The organism is Actinoplanes sp. NPDC048967, assembly GCF_040649415.1.
In the GTDB taxonomy this organism is placed as follows: domain Bacteria; phylum Actinomycetota; class Actinomycetes; order Mycobacteriales; family Micromonosporaceae; genus Actinoplanes.
The window spans coordinates 136,294-155,583 of the sequence record NZ_JBEZFL010000002.1; the positions used below are offsets into that span (position 1 = coordinate 136,294).

Below are 19,290 nucleotides of genomic sequence, written 5' to 3' on the forward strand. Positions count from 1 at the left end.
GCCCGGCCACGGTCGCCGCAGCGGTCAAAGCCAGAGAACCACCGGGCTGCCCGGCCACGGTCGCCGCAGCGGTCAAAGCCAGAGAACCACCGGGCTGCCCGGCCACGGTCGCCGCAGCGGTCAAAGCCAGAGAACCACCGGGCTACCCAGCCGCGCTGGGCGCAGCGATCAAAGCCAGAGAACCACCGGGCTGCCCGGCCACGGTCGCCGCAGCGGTCAAAGCCAGAGAATCACCGGGCTACCCGGCCGCGGTGGGCGCAGCGATCAAAGCCAGAGAACCACCGGGGCTGGTCGGCCGCGGTGGGCGCGTGGTTCGAGGATGGAGCGTCGGCGGGCCGCTCGGGCCCGCCCTGGGCGGAGAGGTCCGCGTCGCGCCACTGGGCGGGGCATTGACCGGCGTGTTTCACTGGGCCGGTGAGCGCTGGATCGATGAGTGACGGGCCGCGTGACCAGGAGTCCGACGGCTACCGCACGGCCGACGAGCCGACCACCGGCCCGCCCGCCGGTGCTGTCTCCGCGTCCGCCTTCGACACCGACACGACGTCGGACACCCAAGCCGTGCCCCGGGCCACGAGCGGAACCGGAAGCCCGAGTGGCGCTGGCAGCGCCAGCAGAGCCGGGACCGGGAGCGGCGCCCGGAGCGCGAGCGGCACCGGGAGCGCGAGCGGCACCGGGACGAGCGGCACCGGGACGAGCGGCGCCGAGCCGGCCGATTCCAGGGCGGACGCCGGCCCAGACGTAGCGTCGGCTGGACGGGACAGCCGGCTCAGCTCCGGAACCAGGCCCCGGGCGAGGACGACGAGGACGCCGGGCAGCCGCCTCAGTGCCGGGCAGCCGACTGAAGCCGAGGCCAAGGCAGAGGCCAAGGCCGAGGCCGAGACCAAGAAGCGGCGCCGGCGCCGGCTCTTCGTGGCCGGGATCTCGGTGGCCGCCGCCGTCATCGTCATCGTGCTCTGCGCCGGCGGGCTCGCCGTGCTGCGGGCCGTTTCCGGCTTCCGGGACGACGCCGCCGATGCCCGGGAGGATCGGCGGCTTCGCGACGGCGCCTGCCTCGAGCTCGAAGACCGGCTCAACCGGCTCGTCCCGCCCGGCGCCACCGCCACCCCGCAGGCGCGGGCCGTCGCGGTCCGGGATGAGAACGCCGCTACCCGGATCTATGTCGGGCGGTTGGACGATCAGCGGGTCGAGGACAGCTGGCGGGAACTGCTCGATGCGCGTACCGCCTTCGCCGAGGCGCTTGATGCGCAGGTCAAGTCCCGTACCCCGGCGTTTTTTGTCGCTCCCGCGCCCCGCGACGGGGTCTCGCTGACCGATCAGCTGGCCCGGTGGTCGCCCGTCGCCTGCGCCGGGCCGATCCGCCGACTCGCCGCGCCCGACCTGTAGCCGGTGGTAAGCCTTCCCTTACACGGCAGGAAGCTGACCTTCGTTGTAACGTGTGCCACACATTGCGGACGCACACCCCAAACAGGCGCGCCCGCCGGCAGATGCAGGCCACTGTCAGCACCGTCAGGGAGACGTCAATGACGACGACGGCAACGAGGTCGGATCCGGGGCGCTCGCGCGCTGCGATCGCGGCGAAGACGTTGCGTACGGACCGGTGGTGGTTCCCACCGCTGATCACCTTCGTGGGGTTGTCGGCGTGGGTGATCTACGCCACCGTCCGCGTGTTCATGCACAAGTGGTACTTCATCGAGGAGCACCACTACCTCACCCCGTTCTACTCACCGTGTCTGACCGACCGGTGCGTCGAGGGGTCGGCCTTGTTCGGCACTCCGCTGCCCAGCTTCTGGCTCCTGCCGGAAGCGGCGCTCACTCTGCCGTTCCTGCTGCTCTTCCGCCTCACCTGCTACTACTACCGCAAGGCCTACTACCGGGCCTTCTGGTTGTCGCCGCCGGCCTGTGCCGTCCCCGACGCGCACGAGAAGTACACCGGTGAGACGCGGTTCCCGCTGATCTTCCAGAACCTGCACCGGTACGCGTTCTACGCCGCCGCCATCATCTCCGTCATCAACACCTGGGACGCGATCATCGCCTTCCGGTCCGGTGACGAGTTCGGCTTCGGGCTGGGCAACGTCATCCTGGTCGGCAACGTGGTGATGCTGTGGGCGTACACGTTGTCCTGCCACTCCTGCCGGCACATCGCCGGCGGCCGGTTGAAGCACTTCTCCAAGCATCCGGTGCGGTACCGCTTCTGGACCTTCGTGTCCAAGCTCAACGCCCGGCACATGCTGCTCGCGTGGATCACGCTGGGCACCCTCGCCCTGACCGACTTCTACATCATGGCGCTCGCGGCCGGCTGGTGGCCCGACCTGCGCTTCATCAACTAGAGGGCCCCCCATGACAACCCGAATCGAACGACACCACTACGACGTCGTCGTGATCGGCGCCGGCGGCGCCGGGCTGCGGGCGGCCATCGAGGCCCGGCTCGCCGGCAAGCGCACCGCGATCATCTCCAAGTCGCTGTTCGGCAAGGCGCACACGGTCATGGCCGAGGGTGGCGCGGCCGCGGCCATGGGCAACGTGAACAGCCGCGACAACTGGATGGTGCACTTCCGCGACACCATGCGCGGCGGCAAGTTCCTGAACAACTTCCGGATGGCCGAGCTGCACGCCAAGGAGGCGCCGGAGCGGATCTGGGAGCTGGAGACCTACGGTGCGCTGTTCGACCGCACCAAGGACGGCAAGATCTCCCAGCGCAACTTCGGCGGCCACGAGTACCCGCGGCTCGCGCACGTCGGCGACCGGACCGGCCTGGAGCTGATCCGCACCCTGCAGCAGAAGATCGTCTCGCTGCAGCAGGAGGACTTCGCCGAGACCGGCAACTACGACGCCAAGATCCGGGTCTTCTCCGAGACCACGATCACCGAGCTGCTGCTCGAGGGCGACCGGATCGCCGGGGCGTTCGGCTACTACCGCGAGTCCGGTGAGTTCATCCTGCTCGAGGCGCCCGCGGTCGTGCTGGCCACCGGCGGTGTCGGCCGCTCGTACAAGGTGACCTCGAACTCGTGGGAGTACACCGGGGACGGGCACGCGCTGGCCCTGCGGTCCGGCGCCACGCTGATCAACATGGAGTTCCTGCAGTTCCACCCGACCGGCATGGTGTGGCCGCCCAGCGTCAAGGGCATCCTGGTCACCGAGTCGGTCCGCGGTGACGGCGGCGTGCTCAAGAACACCGACGGCAAGCGGTTCATGTTCAACTACGTCCCCGACGTCTTCCGCAAGCAGTACGCGGAGACCGAGGAGGAGGCGGACCGCTGGTACAAGGACCCGGACAACAACCGGCGCCCGCCCGAGCTGCTGCCCCGCGACGAGGTCGCCCGGGCGATCAACAGCGAGGTCAAGGCCGGCCGGGGTACGAAGGCCGGCGGCGTCCTGCTCGACATCGCCAGCCGCCTCCCCGCCGAGGAGGTCCAGCGGCGCCTGCCGTCGATGTACCACCAGTTCAAGGAGCTGGCGGACGTCGACATCACCAAGGAGCCGATGGAGGTCGGCCCGACCTGTCACTACGTGATGGGCGGCGTCGAGGTCGACCCCGACACGGCGGCGGCGTTCGGCCACGTCGAGGGCCTGTTCGCGGCGGGTGAGGTCTCCGGCGGTATGCACGGCTCCAACCGGCTCGGCGGCAACTCGCTGTCCGACCTGCTGGTGTTCGGCAAGCGCGCCGGTGAGCACGCGGCCGCGTACGCCGACGCGCTGGCCAAGCGGCCCAAGGTCGCCACCGGTGACGTCGAGAAGGCCGTGGACGCCGCGCTGGCCCCGCTGAGCCGGGAGAACGGCGAGAACCCGTACACGCTGCAGCAGGACCTGCAGGCCGTGATGGGCGACCTGGTCGGCATCATCCGCCGCGAGGGTGAGCTGACCGACGCGCTCAAGCGGCTCCAGGAGCTGAAGCTGCGGGTGGCCAACGTCAGCGCGGCCGGCGGGCGCCGGTACAACCCGGGCTGGCACCTCGCGCTGGATCTGCGCAACATGCTCATCGTCTCCGAGTGCACCGCGAAGGCGGCGCTGGAGCGTGAGGAGTCGCGCGGCGGGCACACCCGGGAGGACTTCCCGAAGATGAGCTCGCAGTGGCGGCTGGTCAACCTGGTCTGCTCCCTCGACGAGGCGGGCGACGTGCACCTGGAACGCAAACCGGTACCGGCGATGCGCACGGAGCTGATCCAGCTCTTCGAGCGCAGCGAGCTGAGCAAGTACATGACCGACGAAGAGCTCACGGAGGTGGAGTGATGAAGCGTCACTTTCGGGTGTGGCGGGGCGACGCGTCGGGCGGTGACCTCCAGGAGTTCGACGTCGAGGTGAACGAGGGCGAGGTCGTCCTCGACATCATCCACCGGCTGCAGGCCACCGAGACCCCGGATCTGGCCTGCCGATGGAACTGCAAGGCCGGCAAGTGCGGGTCCTGCTCGATGGAGATCAACGGCAAGCCCCGGCTGGGTTGCATGACGCGGATGTCCACTTTCGAGGAGGACGAGACCGTCACGATCACGCCGCTGCGCACGTTCCCGATCATCCGGGACCTGGTCACCGACGTCTCGTTCAACTACGAGAAGGCCCGCGAGACGCCGGCGTTCGCGCCGCCGCCCGGGCTCAAGCCGGGCGACTACCGGATGAAGCAGATCGACGTGGAACGCTCGCAGGAGTTCCGCAAGTGCATCGAGTGCTTCCTGTGCCAGAACACCTGCCACGTGGTCCGCGACCACGAGGAGAACAAGCCGGCGTTCTCCGGTCCGCGCTACTTCATCCGCGCCGCCGAGCTGGACATGCACCCGCTCGACGACCGGACGGACCGCAAGAACTACTCCCAGGAGCACCAGGGCCTGGGCTACTGCAACATCACCAAGTGCTGCACCGAGGTCTGCCCGGAGCACATCAAGATCACCGACAACGCGATCATCCCGATGAAGGAACGGGTCGTGGACAACCGATACGACCCGCTCGTCTGGCTGGGCCGCAAGATCTTCCGCCGGGACCAGCTCGAGAGCACCCCGGCCCACGCCGGCGGCGGCCGCAGTAACGGTGGCTCCGGCGACTCGATGGCTCCCAGCACCAGCGAGGGTGTCACCGGGGTGGCGTCCGGGCTCAGCAACTCCAGCGCGCGCCTGCCGGAGGGGCCGGCGGTGAACGCCGAAGGCAAGCTGGACGTGGCCGAGCTGCTGTCGCATCAGGCGGGCGGGCCGTCGCCGTTCGGTGACGACCAGGAGTTCCCGCTGCGCGAGGACGGGATCACCTATCGGCATCCGGAGCAGGGCAGGAGCTGAGCAGCGTCATGAACGGCCCGCCTCCCCGGCGGGCCGTTCTGCTTGTCCGCCCTCGTTCACCGCGTCGGCCAGGGCGGCCGACAACAGCGCCCGCGCGGTCCAGCTCATCCGTCCGGGAATCTCCGACCGGGGAACCCCGGCGACGTCGGTGAGCCAGACGAGCGACTCGATCCCGGTGGCCGCCCTGATGGCGACAGCCAGCCGGGAGACGTCCAGGCCCGGGTGGGTGTCGCGCAGCGGGACCAGCGCGTCCTCGATCCAGCCGATGGCCCGGCCCTGCCGGAGCGCGGGCCCTTCGCCGCCGGCCGGGGCGGTCAGCGACAGCCGCAGGGCCGCGCGGAGTTGCGGCTCCCATTCGAGGACGATGCGCGCGAACTCGGCCATGGTCAGGTCGAGCCGGGCGACGGGATCCCGTGGGGCGTCCGCGGGCAGCAGTGAGTGCTGCATGGTTTCCGGATGGGCAGCCAGCACCAGGCTCCGCTGATTGGGGAAATAGCGGTACGCCGTCGTCCGCGAGACGCCGGCAGCCTCGGCGACCTCCTCCACGGTCAGCTCCTGCGCACCGCCCCGCAGCAGCTCACGGGCGGCCGTGATCAGTGCTTCCCGGGTCCGGAGCTTCTGCCGTGATCGTCCGGTCGACTCATATGGTACTGGCATACCTTGATGGTACCGTCGTCCCACGAAGCCGATCCACTCGGAGGTGCGCCATGAGCCACGACCCCGTCGTCACCAATTCCGACCTCTACCGCGTGGTGATGGAGAACGAGCGCGTTCGCGTCCTCGCCTACGCCGACCGGCCCGGCGACCGCACCACCCCGCACCGGCACCCGGACAGCGTCATGGTGACGTTGAGCGGCTTCCGGCGGTCGCTGTCCTCCGGCGGACGCGAGATGCAGGTCGAGCTGGAGGCCGGCGAGGTGCGCTGGCTCGCCGCTCAGGAGCATTCCGGGGCGAACATCGGCGACACCGAGTGCCGGACCATCTTCATCGAGCTCAAGGAGCCGGCTCCGGGTGACGGGCAGCCACTGACCGGCGAGCAGCCGCTGGGGCCGGCCCCCTCATGAGGGCCTCAGAAACGCCCTGACGAGCTCCACGAACCGCTCGGGATCGTCGAGCCACGGCTGGTGGCCCGCTGCCGGCTGCACGGCCAGGGTGGCGTCCAGGAAGAGCGCGGCGTGGTCGGCGACCGCGTCCGGCGGGCTGTTCAGGTCGACCTCGCCGGCCAGGAGCAGCACCGGTGCCGCGAAGGTCGCCAGGGCCGCCCGGGTCGCACCCGGCGTGAACGCGCCGTCCGCCGCGAAAGCCTCGACGACAGCCGGGCTCATCCGCTTGCTCGACTCCGCGTAGTGCTGCTGCGCCGCCGCATCCCAGCGGCCGTACCGCAGCGGGGTGAGGGCTTCCCAGTCGGCGCCCGTGGCCTTGCCCGCCCCGATCGCGGCCAGGGCCGCGGCAGCGGCCGGGTACCACGGCTCGTCCTTGCGAAGCTCGGCGGTCGCGCGGCGCAGCTCGGCGGACACGACGATGCCGACGCCGATGAGGCTCGGAGTGATCAGGACCAGCTTGCTGACCGCGTCTGGATGCCGGGCCGCGTACTGCACTGCCAGGTTGGTGCCGCCGGAGTGGCCGAGCAGGTCCATCTTGCTCAGGCCGAGGTGCTCGCGCAGGGCTTCGACGTCACCGACCTGACGGTCGCAGCGGTACGACCCGGCGTCCGCCGGGGTCGCGGACTCCCCGGTGCCACGCAGATCGAGCAGGATCAGCCGGCGGTGCCGGTCCAGGCCGCCCAGATCACCGAGGTACGCGGCGTCCGCCATCGGGCCGGGCAGGCAGACGAGCGGATTACCCTCCCCGGCCGTGCGGTACGCGAGCCTGGTGCCGTCCGGCGCTGTGAAGGTGGGCATGGCGCGCAGCCTGGCAGCGCCGTCCACCCTCCCGGAAGCGATTTAGTACGCACGTACGAACTCGCTGTAGAGTGGCGGCGTGAGCGCTTACCAGCCGTCGATGTTCGACCTCATGGCCGGCCCGTCCGCATCCCTGGGCCCCCTGCCCGGTCGCCTGGTCCGGCACGAGCTGACCGCCGGCGCCTGGGTCGACGTGTTCCCCGGCTGGGTGCAGGCCTCCGACGCAGTCTTCGAGACGCTGCTGACCGAGGTCGACTGGCGCGCCGAGCGCCGCCCGATGTACGACGGCGTGGTCGACGTCCCCCGCCTCCTGCGCTGGTACGGCCGCGGCGAGACCCTTCCCCACCCGCTCCTGACCCGGGCCCGTGACCAGCTCTCCGCGCACTACGAGCCGGAGCTGGGCGAGGGTTTCGTGACAGCGGGCATGTGCCTCTACCGCGACGGCCGCGACAGTGTCGCCTGGCACGGCGACACTCTGGGCCGCTCCTCGCGGGAGGACACGATGGTGGCGATCGTGTCCTTCGGCTCCCCGCGCAACCTGATGCTGCGCCCCCGCGCGGGTGGCGCGGAGTCCCTGCGTTTCCCGCTGGGCCACGGCGACCTGATCGTGATGGGCGGCTCGTGCCAGCGCACCTGGGAGCACGCGATCCCGAAGACGGCCAGGCCGGTGGGTCCCCGGGTCAGCGTCCAGTTCCGCCCGATCAACGTGGCTTAGTCACAGACCGGCCACGGATCGTCGTCAACCCATCGACTTTCGGTAATGTTTCCCGGGCATTGACATGGCGTCTCAAGAACTTACACTCCAAGTGTAATAACTTCCGACCGCATGATCCTCCATCCAGGACGGTGCGGCGAACCTCAGTGCCGAGGTGACGATGACCCGACCCGCGCCCGCCACCGATCCTGATTCCCAAGGCCTCTCCCTGCACCGGATCGGCGTCCGGTTCGGCGGCCTGGTCGCTCTCGACGACATCTCCCTGCGGGTGCCACCCGGGCGCACGGTCGGCGTCATCGGCCCCAACGGCGCGGGCAAGACCACCCTCTTCAACGTGGTCTGCGGTTTTGTCGCCCCGACGGCCGGCACCATCTCGCTCGACGGCCGTCCGCTGCGGCCCCGCCCGCACCGGCTGGCGCGGCTCGGCATCGCCCGCACGCTGCAGGGTGTCGGCCTCTTCGCCGGCCTGACGGTCCTCGAGAACGTCATGGTCGGCGCCGAACACGCGGGTCAGAGACCCGAAAGCGCGTGGGAAGCGCTCGAGCGCTGCGGTGTCGCCCCGCAGGCGCACGCACTCCCCGGCGGCCTGCCGTACGCGGTCCGCAAGCGTGTCGCTCTGGCCCGCGCCCTCGTCGCCCAGCCGCGCCTGCTGCTGCTGGACGAGCCGGCCGGCGGACTCGGCGCCGACGAGATCGCCGAGCTGGGTGAGCTGATCACCGGCTTGTCCTGCGCGGTGCTGCTGGTCGAGCACCACATGGACCTGGTCATGGCGGTGTGCGACGAGATCCTGGTGCTGGACTTCGGCAAGCCCGTCGCGCACGGGACCCCGGCCGAGATCCGCACCGACGAGGCCGTCGTGAACGCCTACCTCGGGGCCGCGGCATGAGCGCGACCGCGCTGCTGGCGGCCGAGCAGCTCACCGTCGGTTACGGCGCCGCGCCGGTTCTGCACAATGTGGACCTGACGGTGGCCGCGGGTTCCATCACCGCCGTCCTCGGGGCCAACGGTGCCGGCAAGACGACGCTATTGCGTACCCTCTCGGGTCTGCTCCGGCCGGCCACCGGCCGGATCGTGCTCGACGGGCAGGACCTGCGCGGGGTGAAGGTCGAGCAGATGGTGCGCCGGGGCGTGGCCCACGTGCCCGAGGGCCGCGGCGTGGTCACCGAGCTGACCGTGGACGAAAATCTGCGGCTCGGCGGCCTGTGGCGCCGCGACCGGGTGGACGCCAAACGCGCCCTGGACGAGGTGTACGAGCTGTTCGAGCCGCTCGCCCGGCGCCGCCGCTTCCCCGGGCACCAGCTCTCCGGCGGGGAGCGGCAGATGCTCGCACTCGGCCGGGCCCTGGTCGGCCGGCCGCGCCTGCTGCTGCTGGACGAGCCGTCGCTGGGGCTGGCGCCCAAGGTGACCGCCCAGATCATGGGCCTGTTGCGCACCCTGCGGGACCGCACCGGGCTGACCGTGCTGCTCGTCGAGCAGAACGTACGCAGTGCCCTGTCGGTCGCCGACACGGGAATCGTGATGTCGCTGGGCCGGGTGGTCGCGAACGCGGACGCCGCCACCCTGCGCGACGACGAGGACATGCGGCACGCATACCTCGGTTTCTGATCAAGACAGGAGGGCGATGGACCGGTTCGTGTTCCTCACGTTCGACGGCCTGAGCCGGGGTGCGGTGTACGCCGCGTTCGCCCTGGCCCTGGTCCTGATCTGGCGAGCCACCCGGATCGTCAACTTCGCCCAGGGCGCGATGGCGGTCGCGACGGCGTACGTCGGCTATTCGGTGTCGGCGGCGACCGGCTCGTACTGGCTCGGGTTCGTCGTGGCGGTGCTGGGCGGGCTGCTGCTGGGGGCCGCGACCGAGCGGGTGGTGATGCGCTTCGTCGACCACTCGTCGCACCTCAACGGGGTGGTCGTGGCGCTCGGCCTGGTGCTGGTCATCCAGGGTGTGCTCGGCATGATCTACGGCAACGAGTTCCGGCCCGCCGAGGCGCCGTTCAGCCGCGAGGCCTTCACCGTGGGCGGGATCGCGCTGCTGTCGCGCTTCGACCTGTTCGTCTTCGGCGCTGTCCTCGTCGTGGTGGCCCTGCTGGCATTGCTGTTCACCCGTACGTCCGTGGGCCTGCGGATGCGCGCCTCGGCGTTCGCCCCCGACGTGTCCCGGCTGCTCGGGGTGAACGTCGGCGGGATGCTGACGCTGGGCTGGGCGCTGGCCGCGGCGGTCGGATCGCTGGCCGGCATGCTGGTGCTGCCGACCGAGCTGGGCCTGCACCCGAACGCGATGGACATCGTCTTCGTGTCGTCCTTCACCGCGGCGGTGGTCGGCGGCCTGGACAGCACGATCGGCGCGGTGGCCGGCGGGCTGATCGTCGGGCTGCTGCTCTCCTACGTCAGCGGCTATCTGGGCGCCACCGTGGCTCCGATCGCCGTGCTGATCCTGCTGGTCGTGGTGCTGCTGGGCCGGCCCGGCGGGCTGTTCTCGCGATCGGCGGCGAGAGCCGTATGAGCGTCACGCTGGCTCCGAAGGTGGACGCGACCACCCGCATCCGCACTGTGCCCCGCAAGCATCGCCATCTGTTGTGGACGGTGGCCGCGGCCGTGCTGATTCTGGCGCTGACCTATGTGCTGCCGCCGTTCCGCAACTATCAGCTCGCGACAGTCGGGGCGTACCTGTGCGTCACGGCCGGGCTGACCGTCCTCACCGGGCTCAACGGGCAGCTCTCGCTCGGGCACGGCGCGCTGATGGCCACCGGCGCCTACACGGTGGCGATGGTCCAGGAGAAGCTGGCCGGCCGGGGTCAGTGGACGCTGCTGATCGCCGTACTGGCCGGGATCGCCGTGGCCACTGTCGCCGGCGGCGTCGTGGGCCTGGCCGCGGCCCGGTTGCGCGGGCCCTATCTGGCCGGGCTCACGCTCGCGGTCGCCGTGGTGGTGCCGGCGATCGCCAGCACCTTCGACAAGACCTTCAACAGCGACCAGGGCCTGTCCGTGTACGTCGATCCGCCGCCGCTGGCACTGGGCGCGACCTTCCCGTACGAGCGCTGGCAGGCATGGCTCGCCTGGGCCGGCGCGCTGCTCACCGTGTTCCTGCTGGCGACGCTGGTCCGGGGGCGGTTCGGCCGGGCGCTGCGGGCCGTACGCGATGACGAGGCCGCCGCGCGCATCGCCGGAGTGAACGTCGCCCGTACCCAGGTCCTGGCTTTTGTGGTCAGCGCGGCCTGCGCCGGCCTCGGCGGCGCGCTGTTCGCCGTGCTCGCCCAGAGCGTCTCCCCCGGCGCCTTCCCGATCTCGCTGTCGCTGTTCCTGGTGATGGCCATCGTGATCGGCGGCCTGGGCAGCCTGGCCGGCGCGGTGTGGGGCGCGGTCCTGCTGGTGGCCCTGCCCGCCCTCACCCACTCGCTCACCGAACTGATCGACGTGTCGCCCGCGGTCGCCCAGCGGCTCGAGGGCAACCTGCCGCTGGCGCTGTTCGGCGTCACGTTGATCGTCGTCATGCTCGCCGCACCCGGCGGTATCGCCTCACTACGATTCAGAAGGAGAAAGGCATGAGACGTATATGGTCCGCGCTCGCCGTGACGGCCCTGGTCGCCGCCGCCGCCGGTTGCAGCAGTGATGACGGGGGCGGAGGCAGCAGCGGGAGCGGCAGCGTTCCCGGCGTGACCGCCACCGAGATCCTGGTCGGCACCCACATGCCGCTGACCGGTCCGGCCGCGGCCGGCTACTCCAAGATCGCCCCGGCCACCAAGGCCTACTTCGACTACGTCAACGCGGCCGGCGGCGTGCACGGCCGCAAGATCACCTACAAGATCATGGACGACACCTACAACCCGGCGACGACCCAGCAGGTGGTCCGCGAGCTGGTGCTGCAGGACAAGGTCTTCGCGATCCTGAACGGGCTGGGCACCCCCACGCACACCGGCGTGCTGGACTTCCTCAAGACCAACCGGGTCCCCGACCTGTTCGTGGCCTCCGGCAGCCGCAGCTGGGACCAGCCCGACAAGTATCCAGGCACGTTCGGCTTCAACGTCGACTACACCGTCGAGGGAAAGATCCTGGCCACCCACGTCAAGGCGACCCAGGCCGGCAAGAAGGTCTGCTTCCTGGGCCAGGACGACGACTTCGGCCGGGACGCGCTGGCCGGCATCGAGAAGATCCTCGGCCCGGTGGCCGCGAAGCAGTCGTACGTGACCAGCAACCCGAACGTCGGCCCGCAGATGGGCGCGCTCAAGCAGGCCGGCTGCCAGGTCGTCATGCTGGCCACCGTGCCCGGCTTCACCGCCCTCAGCCTCGGCACCGCGGCCAAGATCGCCTTCAAGCCGCAGTTCGTGGTCTCCCAGGTCGGCGCCGACCTCGGCACCCTGAGCAAGCAGCTGGGCGCGGCGGCGCCGCTGACCGAGGGCCTGGTCTCGGACAACTACCTGCCGTTGAGCAACGACGAGGCCAACCCGTGGATCCAGCTCTTCAAGAAGGTCAACGCGGCCCACAACGGCAACGCCGAGTTCGACAACAACATCGTTTACGGCATGTCCGTCGGCTACCTCTTCGTGCAGAGCCTGCAGGCCGCGGGCAAAGACCTGACTCGCGAGGGGCTGATCTCGGCGATCGAGAAGAACGGCTTCCAAGGACCGGGTTTCGCGCCGCTGCGCTTCTCGGCCGACGACCATTCCGGGTACGGCGGCATGCGGCTTTCCAAGGTCCAGGGTGGCAAGCAGGCCTACTTCGGCGAGACGTTCGAGACCGACGAGGCTGACGGCCCGGTGGCGGCGTACCCGACACCTCCGGCCGCCCCGCCCGCGAACGGGATCCCGGCGGCCTCATAGCCTGCCTGTGGCGAAGCGGTTGCGACTCGCCGCCGACCCGTGCAGGGTTGGCGGCGAGAAAGTTACTCATTAGTAGGAGGTTCTGACCGGATGACGAAGCTCAACGGCGCCGTGGCCGTCGTGACCGGGGCCAGCCGTGGAATCGGGTTCGCCATCGCCCAGCGCTTCGTCGCCGAGGGCGCCAAGGTGTGCATCACCGGCCGCGACGCCGGCGCCCTGGAGAACGCGGCGAAGGACCTCGGCGGGCCGGACGTCGCGATCGGCGTCGCCGGCAAGGGCGACGACGCCGACCACCGGGCCGCCGTCATCGACACCGTGCTGGGCGCGTTCGGGCCGGTCACGGTGCTGGTCAACAACATCGGCATCAACCCCGCGTACGGGCCGCTGGGCTCCCTCGACCTGGGGGCGGCCCGCAAGATGATCGACGTCAACGTGCTCGGCACGCTCGGCTGGGTGCAGGAGGCGCTGCGGGGCGGGCTGGCCGAGCAGGGCGGCTCGATCGTCAACATCTCGTCGGTCTCCGGCGTACGCCCGGCCCCCGGCATCGCCTTCTACGGGGTGACCAAGGCTGCGCTGATCCACCTCACCGAGGAGCTGGCCGTGGAGCTGGCCCCGAAGATCCGGGTCAACGCGGTCGCCCCGGCCGTCGTCAAGACCCGCTTCGCCACCGCTTTGTACGAGGGTCGCGAGGAGCAGGTCGCGGCCACGTACCCGCTGGGCCGGCTGGGCGTGCCCGAGGACGTGGCCGGCACGGTCGCGTTCCTCTGCTCGCCCGACGCCGCCTGGATCACCGGCCAGACCGTGGTCATCGACGGCGGCGTCACGCTGACGGGCGCGGTCCAGTGAGCCTGCGACGCGTGGTGGTGACCGGCGCCGGCAGCGGCATCGGCGCGGCCCTGGCCCGCCGGTTCGCGGCCGACGGCGCCCGGGTGATCGTGAACGACCTGGACCCGGCGGCCGCCGAGGCGGTGGCGGCCGAGATCGGTGGCGTGGCCGTACCGGGCGACGCGGGCAGCGAGGACGACGTGCGCCGGCTCGTCGACACGGCGTGGGCCGAGCTCGGTGGCGTGGACCTGTTCTGCGCCAACGCCGGCATCCTGACCGCCGGATCGGCCGAAGCGCCGGACGAAGCCTGGCAGAGAGCCTGGCAGATCAATGTCATGTCCCATGTGTACGTGGCCCGCGCGGTGCTTCCCCGCTGGCTGGAGAACGGTGGCGGGCGGCTGCTGTTCACCGTCTCGGCGGCGGGGCTGCTGACCCTGCTCGGCAGTGCGCCCTACTCGGTCACCAAGCACGCCGCGCTGGGCTTCGCCGAGTGGCTGCGCGCCACGTACGCCCACCGCGGCATCACCGTCCAGGCGTTGTGCCCGCAGGGCGTACGCACCGACATGCTGCTCGGCGACGGCTCGGACAGCGCCAGCAAGGCTCAGCTCGCCGCGACCGCCATGGACCCGGCCGACGTCGCCGCCGTGGTGGCCGAGGCCCTCGAAGGCGACAGCTTCCTGGTGCTGCCGCATCCCGAGGTCGCCGAGTACTACCAGCGCCGGGCCACCGACACCGACCGCTGGCTGGGCGGCATGAACAAGATCCAGCGCAGCTTCGACACGGCGGTCACCGGATGACCGGCCCCCGCGGACTCGACCTGGACCGGCTCCGGACCCACCTCGGTTCCGGCCCGCTGACCGCCACGATGTTCGCCGGCGGGCGGTCCAACCTCACGTACGCGGTCACCGACGGCACCGAACGCTGGGTGCTGCGCCGTCCGCCGCTGGGGCACGTACTGCCGACCGCGCACGACATGGTCCGCGAGCACCGCGTGCTCCAGGCGTTGTCGGCGGCCGGTTTCCCGGCGCCCCGCCCGGTGCTGCTCTGCGCGGACGTGGACATCATCGGCGCGCCCTTCTACCTGATGGAGCACGTCGACGGCACGATCTACCGCGACGTCGACGCGCTCGAGGCGATGGGCCCGGCCGCGATGCACACGCTGGTCCTTTCGCTGGTGGACACGCTCGCCGACCTGCACGCCCTGGACCCGGCCGAGATCGGGCTGGCCGACTTCGGCCGCCCGGAGGGCTTCAACGAGCGCCAGGTCCGCCGGTGGAAGAAGCAGCTCGACGCGTCCCGCAGCCGCGAGGTGCCGGGCATCGAGGAGCTGCACGCCCGGCTGGCCGCCGACATCCCGGACGGCGCCGGCGCGGTCGTCCACGGCGACTACCGGCTCGACAACGTGCTGATCGGCCCGAAAATGGAGATCAACGCGGTGCTGGACTGGGAGATGTCCACCCTCGGTGATCCACTCAGCGACGTGGCCCTGATGCTCGTCTACGCGGGCCGTCCACTGCTTCTCGGTGGCCGCTCGTCGATCTCCGTTCCCGGTCATCCGAGCCTCGCCGAGATGGCCGACCACTATGCCGCACGCTCCGGCCGGGACGTCTCCGACCTGCACTGGTATGTGGGCTTTGCCGCGTTCAAGCTCGCCGTCATCCTCGAGGGCGTGCACTACCGCTACGTTCAGGGCCAGACGGTGGGCGAGGGGTTCGACACGGTCGGCGCGCTCGTGGCGCCGCTGGTCGTCCAAGGTCATGAGTCGCTCGACGGAACGTTGGAGGGGAACTGATGGACTTCGCGTTCGATGCCCGTACCGAGGACTACCGCAAGCGCCTGCTCGCCTTCCTCGACGAGTACGTCTATCCCGCCGAGGCCACCTTCGACGAGGAGTACGCCGGCGACTGGTCCCCGCCGCCGGTCATCGCCCGCTTGCAGGCCAAGGCCCGCGAGGCCGGCCTGTGGAACCTCTTCCTGCCCGGCGAGCACGGCGCCGGCCTGACCAACCTGCAGTACGCGCCACTGGCCGAGCTCACCGGCCGCAGCCCGGCGATCGCCCCGCCCGCGCTCAACTGCGCCGCCCCGGACACCGGCAACATGGAGGTGCTGGCCCAGTTCGGTAGCCCGGCCCAGCAGGAACGCTGGCTCCGCCCGTTGCTGGAGGGCACCATCCGGTCGGCCTTCGCGATGACCGAACCGCAGGTGGCCTCCTCGGACGCGACGAACATCGGCACCCGGATCACCCGCGACGGCGACGACTACGTGATCAACGGCCGCAAGTTCTACATCTCCGGCGCGATGAACCCGAACTGCCAGATCTTCATCGTGATGGGCAAGACCGATCCCGAGGCCGCCCGGCACGTGCAGCAGAGCATGATCCTGGTCCCCCGGGACACGCCGGGCCTGACCGTGCAGCGCGGCATGACGGTCTTCGGCTACGACGACGGCGACCACGGCGGCCACGCCGAGATGCTCTTCGACAACGTCCGGGTGCCGGTCGAGAACCTGATCGGCGAGGAAGGCTCCGGATTCGCCATCTCCCAGGCCCGCCTGGGCCCCGGCCGGATCCACCACTGCATGCGCCTGATCGGCATGGCCGAACGCGCCCTGGAACTGATGTGCCGGCGCGTGCTGACCCGTACCCCGTTCGGCAAGCCGCTGGCCGAGCAGGGCGTCGTCCAGGAATGGATCGCGGAATCCCGGGTCCGCATCGAGCAGGCCCGGCTGCTGGTCCTCAAAGCGGCCTGGCTGATGGACACGGTCGGCAACAAGGGCGCACACACCGAGATCCAGGCCATCAAAATCATCGTGCCCGGCACCACAGAATGGATCATCGACAAGGCCATCCAGGCCCACGGCGCCGCCGGCGTCGGCCAGGACACCCCACTCGCCCGCCTGTGGGCGCAGTCCCGAACCCTGCGACTCGCGGACGGCCCCGACGAGGTGCACAAGCGCTCGCTGGCCCGCCGCGAACTCAACCGCTATCGGAGCGCCTGATGCCGGCCGCCTCACCCCGCCCACCCCAGCGCATCGACGGCCGCACGGCCCGCTCGGAACGCACCCGCAACGCCATCGTGGAGGCGCACGTGGCGCTGATCCTCGAGGGAGACCTGCGCCCGACCGCGGACCGCATCGCCAAGCAGGCCGGGGTTTCGCTGCGGGCACTGTGGAGCCACTTCGCGGACATGGAAGCTCTGTTCGCGGCCAGCGGCGAGAGAATTCTGGAACAGCGCGACGAGGCGCACCAGGCGGTGCCGACGGACCTGCCGCTGGCGGCGCGCATCGAGGCGTACTGCCAGCAGCGGGCCCGGCTCCTGGAACACATCGCCCCGGCGGCGAAGGCATCAGCGCTGAAGGAACCATTCTCGCCGGCGCTGCAGAGCTACCGGCGCAGCCACACGGACCGGGTCCGGACCGAGCTGAAAATCCTGTTCGCCCGAGAAATCAACGGCGACGAGACGCTGCTGGCAGCCCTGACGGCGACGAGCATGTGGCCGACCTGGGGCACGCTGCGCGACGCAATGGGCCTGGAACCAGACGCGGCAAGGCTGGTCCTGACCCGCGCAGTGACGGCGTTGCTTACGGCTGCTCCCTGACCTTGGTCTATCGACCGCCACCCCACGACCGGCGGTCTACTGATACCTGGGTCGCCCGGCCCTCGGTCGCCTGGCCCTCGGTCGCCTGGCCCTCGGTCGCCTGGCCCTCGGTCGCCTGGCCTGGCTGGCAGCCCTGAGCGTCATTCCATGACCGCCGCTCCTGGACGCCCTCCGGCTTCCCGCAGGCTTCCCCGCTGACCGGCTTGGCTTCCCCGGGGGCTGCCCTTGCGGCCGGAAGTCCCGCTCGTCGGTCCCCACCTCTTCCCGCTCCTCCGTCGACTTCCCGCGGGCCTTCCCGTCACGTCCCCCGCCTGCTCTTCCTGGCGCCTCCCGCACCTCCAGCGATCTCCGTAGCGCCTTCGCCACCTCGCGCATTTCCCGCCCTGCGCGCCTCCCGCAAGCTCCTTCGCTCCTTCGCTCCTTCGCTCCTTCGCTCCTCCGCCGCCTGCGCCGCTCCCGCGCCTCCCGCGCCACGCGCCTCCCGCGCCACGCGCGCCACCGGTCCACCGCGCCACGCGCGCCACCGGTCCACCGCGCCACGCGCGCCACCGCGCCACGCGCGCCACCGCGCCTCCCGCGCCACCGCGCCACGCGCGCCACCGCGCCACGCGCGCCACCGCGCCACGCGCGCCACCGCGCCACGCGCGCCACCGCGCCACGCGCGCCACCGCGCCTCCCGCGCCACCGCGCCTCCCGCGCCACCGCGCCTCCCGCGCCACCGCGCCTCCCGCGCCACCGCGCCTCCCGCGCCACCGCGCCTTCCGCGCCTCCGCGCCACGCGCGCCTCCCTCGTCACCTGCGGTTTCCAGAGCCTTCCGCGCACCTTGCGCGCCCCACCTGCAGCCTCCCGGCGGCTCCTCACCTGTCATCCCATTCCGCGTCCCCCGCCTACCGCGGCCTCCCGCCACCGGAGCGCCAGGCGACACGCGAGAAAATCTGTCCGTGAAGAACTAGATTTCCTGGGCGATGAGGGCTAACGTATTGGTTGTCGAAACGAGAACATCAAGACGCGGACGTACCCGCCCGGCCGTGAGGTCACGACGGGCGCATCACCAGGAAGTAGGCAGTACCCACGCCTAAGCGGCGGGGTCTGCGGATCCGCCGCACGTGGCAGGGCCAAGAAGTTTGCGTGGGGCTCCACCACCGGCGGGGAAGTGCACAGTACGCATCACGTCAGAGCAAGTGGAACGCAGAGGAAAGGGAGGGTTGACGCACCGTTGGATCGCCCGCTCCGACCGCTCTACCGGGTCGAGTGGACACCGCAGTTTCCATCGAACGAGAGGTGGTCTCCGGTCACGCTTACGCGATCCTCGCACCCGAAACCGTTACACACGGCTGGTGCGGATTAGACAAACCGACGCGACTGTCGGCAGATGGTGTTCTAAAACCCGATAACCCTGGGCCCCGGCGCGATCAGCGCCGGGGCCCTCGACACGGAGGTGACATGGCCCAATCCGACGACATGTTCGGTGACGAGGACTACCCGGCCTACACGATGGGCCGAGCCGCGGAAATCGTCGGCGTATCCCAGGATTTCCTGCGGAGGCTCGGCGACGCGAAGCTGATCGACCCGTTCCGCTCCCCTGGCGGACACCGGCGCTACTCCCGCTACCAGCTGAGGCTGGCGGCCCGCGCCAAAGAGATGGTGGACGAAGGCACGGCCCTGGAGGCGGCGTGCCGGATCATCATCCTGCAGGACCAGCTCGAAGAGGCGCTCCGGGTCAACGAGTCCCTGCGCAGAAACGAGAACAGCAACGCGGAATGACCACCCGCCGCCCCCGGCACGCGGTCCCGCCCATCACCGGGTTGGGGCCGTTCGTCATTTCCGGCCCCGATTTCGCCCCCACGTTCGACACACCCCGGCGGATTCCCGCACTCGGCGCGTCTCGAACAGCACCGAGAACTGGCGCCATCCCTGCCGGCGACATCTTGGCCACCAGCCCCCGCGGCATCCCGCCCGACGGCACCCGGGCCCGGCGGCCGCCCGGCCGACAATCCGGCGTCCAAGCAGCAATCACCGTCACCGACGCCTCGGCCAGAGGTGCCGGCCTTCATAGGTCGTGTTGATCTTGCATCCGGAGCGACCCGCGGGCCGGTGTCTCCCACCGCGCGGTTGCCGCACTGCTGGACCGGCCGATGGCGCCCCGCTCGCGGCGGCGCCCAGGCGGGCGGCTCCACGGC

19 protein-coding genes and 1 pseudogene are annotated in these 19,290 nt (G+C 70.7%); 18 read left to right on the forward strand and 2 right to left on the reverse strand.

Annotation, left to right across the window (positions count from 1 at the left end; all coding sequences use genetic code 11):
• From AB0C12_RS07315 to AB0C12_RS07335, 5 genes and pseudogenes are all read left to right on the forward strand, one after another.
• Nucleotides 1–437 (forward strand): annotated as a pseudogene (locus AB0C12_RS07315) (hypothetical protein); the annotation flags it as partial.
• On the forward strand, nucleotides 430–1,383 hold the full coding sequence (locus tag AB0C12_RS07320) for a hypothetical protein (protein ID WP_360545183.1): 954 nt from the start codon (nucleotides 430–432) through the stop codon (nucleotides 1,381–1,383). The pseudogene AB0C12_RS07315 and the gene AB0C12_RS07320, both read left to right, overlap by 8 nt.
• 137 nt (nucleotides 1,384–1,520) lie before the next feature.
• The gene (locus AB0C12_RS07325; RefSeq protein ID WP_360545185.1) at nucleotides 1,521–2,327 is read left to right on the forward strand and encodes a hypothetical protein; all 807 of its coding nucleotides are present in this window, start codon (nucleotides 1,521–1,523) and stop codon (nucleotides 2,325–2,327) included.
• A gap of 10 nt (nucleotides 2,328–2,337) precedes the next feature.
• The gene (locus AB0C12_RS07330) at nucleotides 2,338–4,227 is read left to right on the forward strand and encodes a fumarate reductase/succinate dehydrogenase flavoprotein subunit (RefSeq protein WP_360545187.1); all 1,890 of its coding nucleotides are present in this window, start codon (nucleotides 2,338–2,340) and stop codon (nucleotides 4,225–4,227) included.
• Nucleotides 4,227–5,258, forward strand: coding sequence for a succinate dehydrogenase/fumarate reductase iron-sulfur subunit (locus AB0C12_RS07335; RefSeq protein ID WP_360545189.1), 1,032 nt, complete (start codon nucleotides 4,227–4,229; stop codon nucleotides 5,256–5,258). Before AB0C12_RS07330 ends, AB0C12_RS07335 begins: the two co-directional genes overlap by 1 nt.
• Before the next feature lie 6 nt (nucleotides 5,259–5,264).
• On the opposite strand, the gene AB0C12_RS07340 is transcribed toward AB0C12_RS07335, so the two are convergent.
• A complete protein-coding gene (locus tag AB0C12_RS07340; RefSeq protein ID WP_360545191.1) occupies nucleotides 5,265–5,915 on the reverse strand; it encodes a helix-turn-helix domain-containing protein in 651 nt (216 codons plus the stop codon).
• A gap of 50 nt (nucleotides 5,916–5,965) precedes the next feature.
• Between AB0C12_RS07340 and AB0C12_RS07345 the strand changes: the two genes are divergently transcribed.
• Entirely contained in the window at nucleotides 5,966–6,322 is a 357-nt protein-coding gene (locus tag AB0C12_RS07345) for a cytoplasmic protein (protein ID WP_360545193.1), read from the forward strand.
• On the opposite strand, the gene AB0C12_RS07350 is transcribed toward AB0C12_RS07345, so the two are convergent.
• Entirely contained in the window at nucleotides 6,317–7,159 is an 843-nt protein-coding gene (locus AB0C12_RS07350) for an alpha/beta hydrolase (protein WP_360545195.1), read from the reverse strand. The two genes, AB0C12_RS07345 and AB0C12_RS07350, sit on opposite strands and share 6 nt — an antisense overlap.
• Nucleotides 7,160–7,259: 100 nt before the next feature.
• Here AB0C12_RS07350 and AB0C12_RS07355 point away from each other — a divergent pair, with 100 nt between their 5' ends.
• The 12 genes from AB0C12_RS07355 to AB0C12_RS07410 all read left to right on the forward strand — a co-directional run bounded on the left by AB0C12_RS07355 (nucleotide 7,260) and on the right by AB0C12_RS07410 (nucleotide 18,874).
• Entirely contained in the window at nucleotides 7,260–7,874 is a 615-nt protein-coding gene (locus tag AB0C12_RS07355; protein ID WP_360547044.1) for an alpha-ketoglutarate-dependent dioxygenase AlkB, read from the forward strand.
• A gap of 160 nt (nucleotides 7,875–8,034) precedes the next feature.
• Nucleotides 8,035–8,760, forward strand: coding sequence for an ABC transporter ATP-binding protein (locus tag AB0C12_RS07360; RefSeq protein WP_360545197.1), 726 nt, complete (start codon nucleotides 8,035–8,037; stop codon nucleotides 8,758–8,760).
• On the forward strand, nucleotides 8,757–9,479 hold the full coding sequence (locus tag AB0C12_RS07365; RefSeq protein WP_360545199.1) for an ABC transporter ATP-binding protein: 723 nt from the start codon (nucleotides 8,757–8,759) through the stop codon (nucleotides 9,477–9,479). The genes AB0C12_RS07360 and AB0C12_RS07365 overlap by 4 nt, the downstream gene beginning before the upstream one ends.
• 16 nt (nucleotides 9,480–9,495) lie before the next feature.
• Nucleotides 9,496–10,374: a branched-chain amino acid ABC transporter permease gene (locus AB0C12_RS07370; RefSeq protein WP_360545201.1), complete on the forward strand. Its 879-nt coding sequence runs from the start codon at nucleotides 9,496–9,498 to the stop codon at nucleotides 10,372–10,374.
• The gene (locus AB0C12_RS07375; protein WP_360545203.1) at nucleotides 10,371–11,417 is read left to right on the forward strand and encodes a branched-chain amino acid ABC transporter permease; all 1,047 of its coding nucleotides are present in this window, start codon (nucleotides 10,371–10,373) and stop codon (nucleotides 11,415–11,417) included. The genes AB0C12_RS07370 and AB0C12_RS07375 overlap by 4 nt, the downstream gene beginning before the upstream one ends.
• Complete coding sequence (locus AB0C12_RS07380) at nucleotides 11,414–12,688, forward strand: ABC transporter substrate-binding protein (protein ID WP_360545205.1); 1,275 nt, start codon at nucleotides 11,414–11,416, stop codon at nucleotides 12,686–12,688. Before AB0C12_RS07375 ends, AB0C12_RS07380 begins: the two co-directional genes overlap by 4 nt.
• A 90-nt stretch (nucleotides 12,689–12,778) precedes the next feature.
• Nucleotides 12,779–13,534 (forward strand): SDR family oxidoreductase, encoded by a 756-nt coding sequence (locus AB0C12_RS07385; protein WP_360545208.1) that lies wholly within the window; start codon nucleotides 12,779–12,781, stop codon nucleotides 13,532–13,534.
• Between the two features lie 2 nt (nucleotides 13,535–13,536).
• Complete coding sequence (locus AB0C12_RS07390) at nucleotides 13,537–14,310, forward strand: SDR family oxidoreductase (protein ID WP_360547046.1); 774 nt, start codon at nucleotides 13,537–13,539, stop codon at nucleotides 14,308–14,310.
• Complete coding sequence (locus tag AB0C12_RS07395; RefSeq protein WP_360545210.1) at nucleotides 14,307–15,305, forward strand: phosphotransferase family protein; 999 nt, start codon at nucleotides 14,307–14,309, stop codon at nucleotides 15,303–15,305. Before AB0C12_RS07390 ends, AB0C12_RS07395 begins: the two co-directional genes overlap by 4 nt.
• Complete coding sequence (locus tag AB0C12_RS07400) at nucleotides 15,305–16,510, forward strand: acyl-CoA dehydrogenase family protein (protein ID WP_360545212.1); 1,206 nt, start codon at nucleotides 15,305–15,307, stop codon at nucleotides 16,508–16,510. Before AB0C12_RS07395 ends, AB0C12_RS07400 begins: the two co-directional genes overlap by 1 nt.
• Entirely contained in the window at nucleotides 16,510–17,109 is a 600-nt protein-coding gene (locus AB0C12_RS07405; protein WP_360545214.1) for a TetR/AcrR family transcriptional regulator, read from the forward strand. Before AB0C12_RS07400 ends, AB0C12_RS07405 begins: the two co-directional genes overlap by 1 nt.
• Nucleotides 17,110–18,553: 1,444 nt before the next feature.
• On the forward strand, nucleotides 18,554–18,874 hold the full coding sequence (locus AB0C12_RS07410; RefSeq protein WP_360545216.1) for a MerR family transcriptional regulator: 321 nt from the start codon (nucleotides 18,554–18,556) through the stop codon (nucleotides 18,872–18,874).
• The last annotated feature ends 416 nt before the right edge of the window (nucleotides 18,875–19,290 follow it).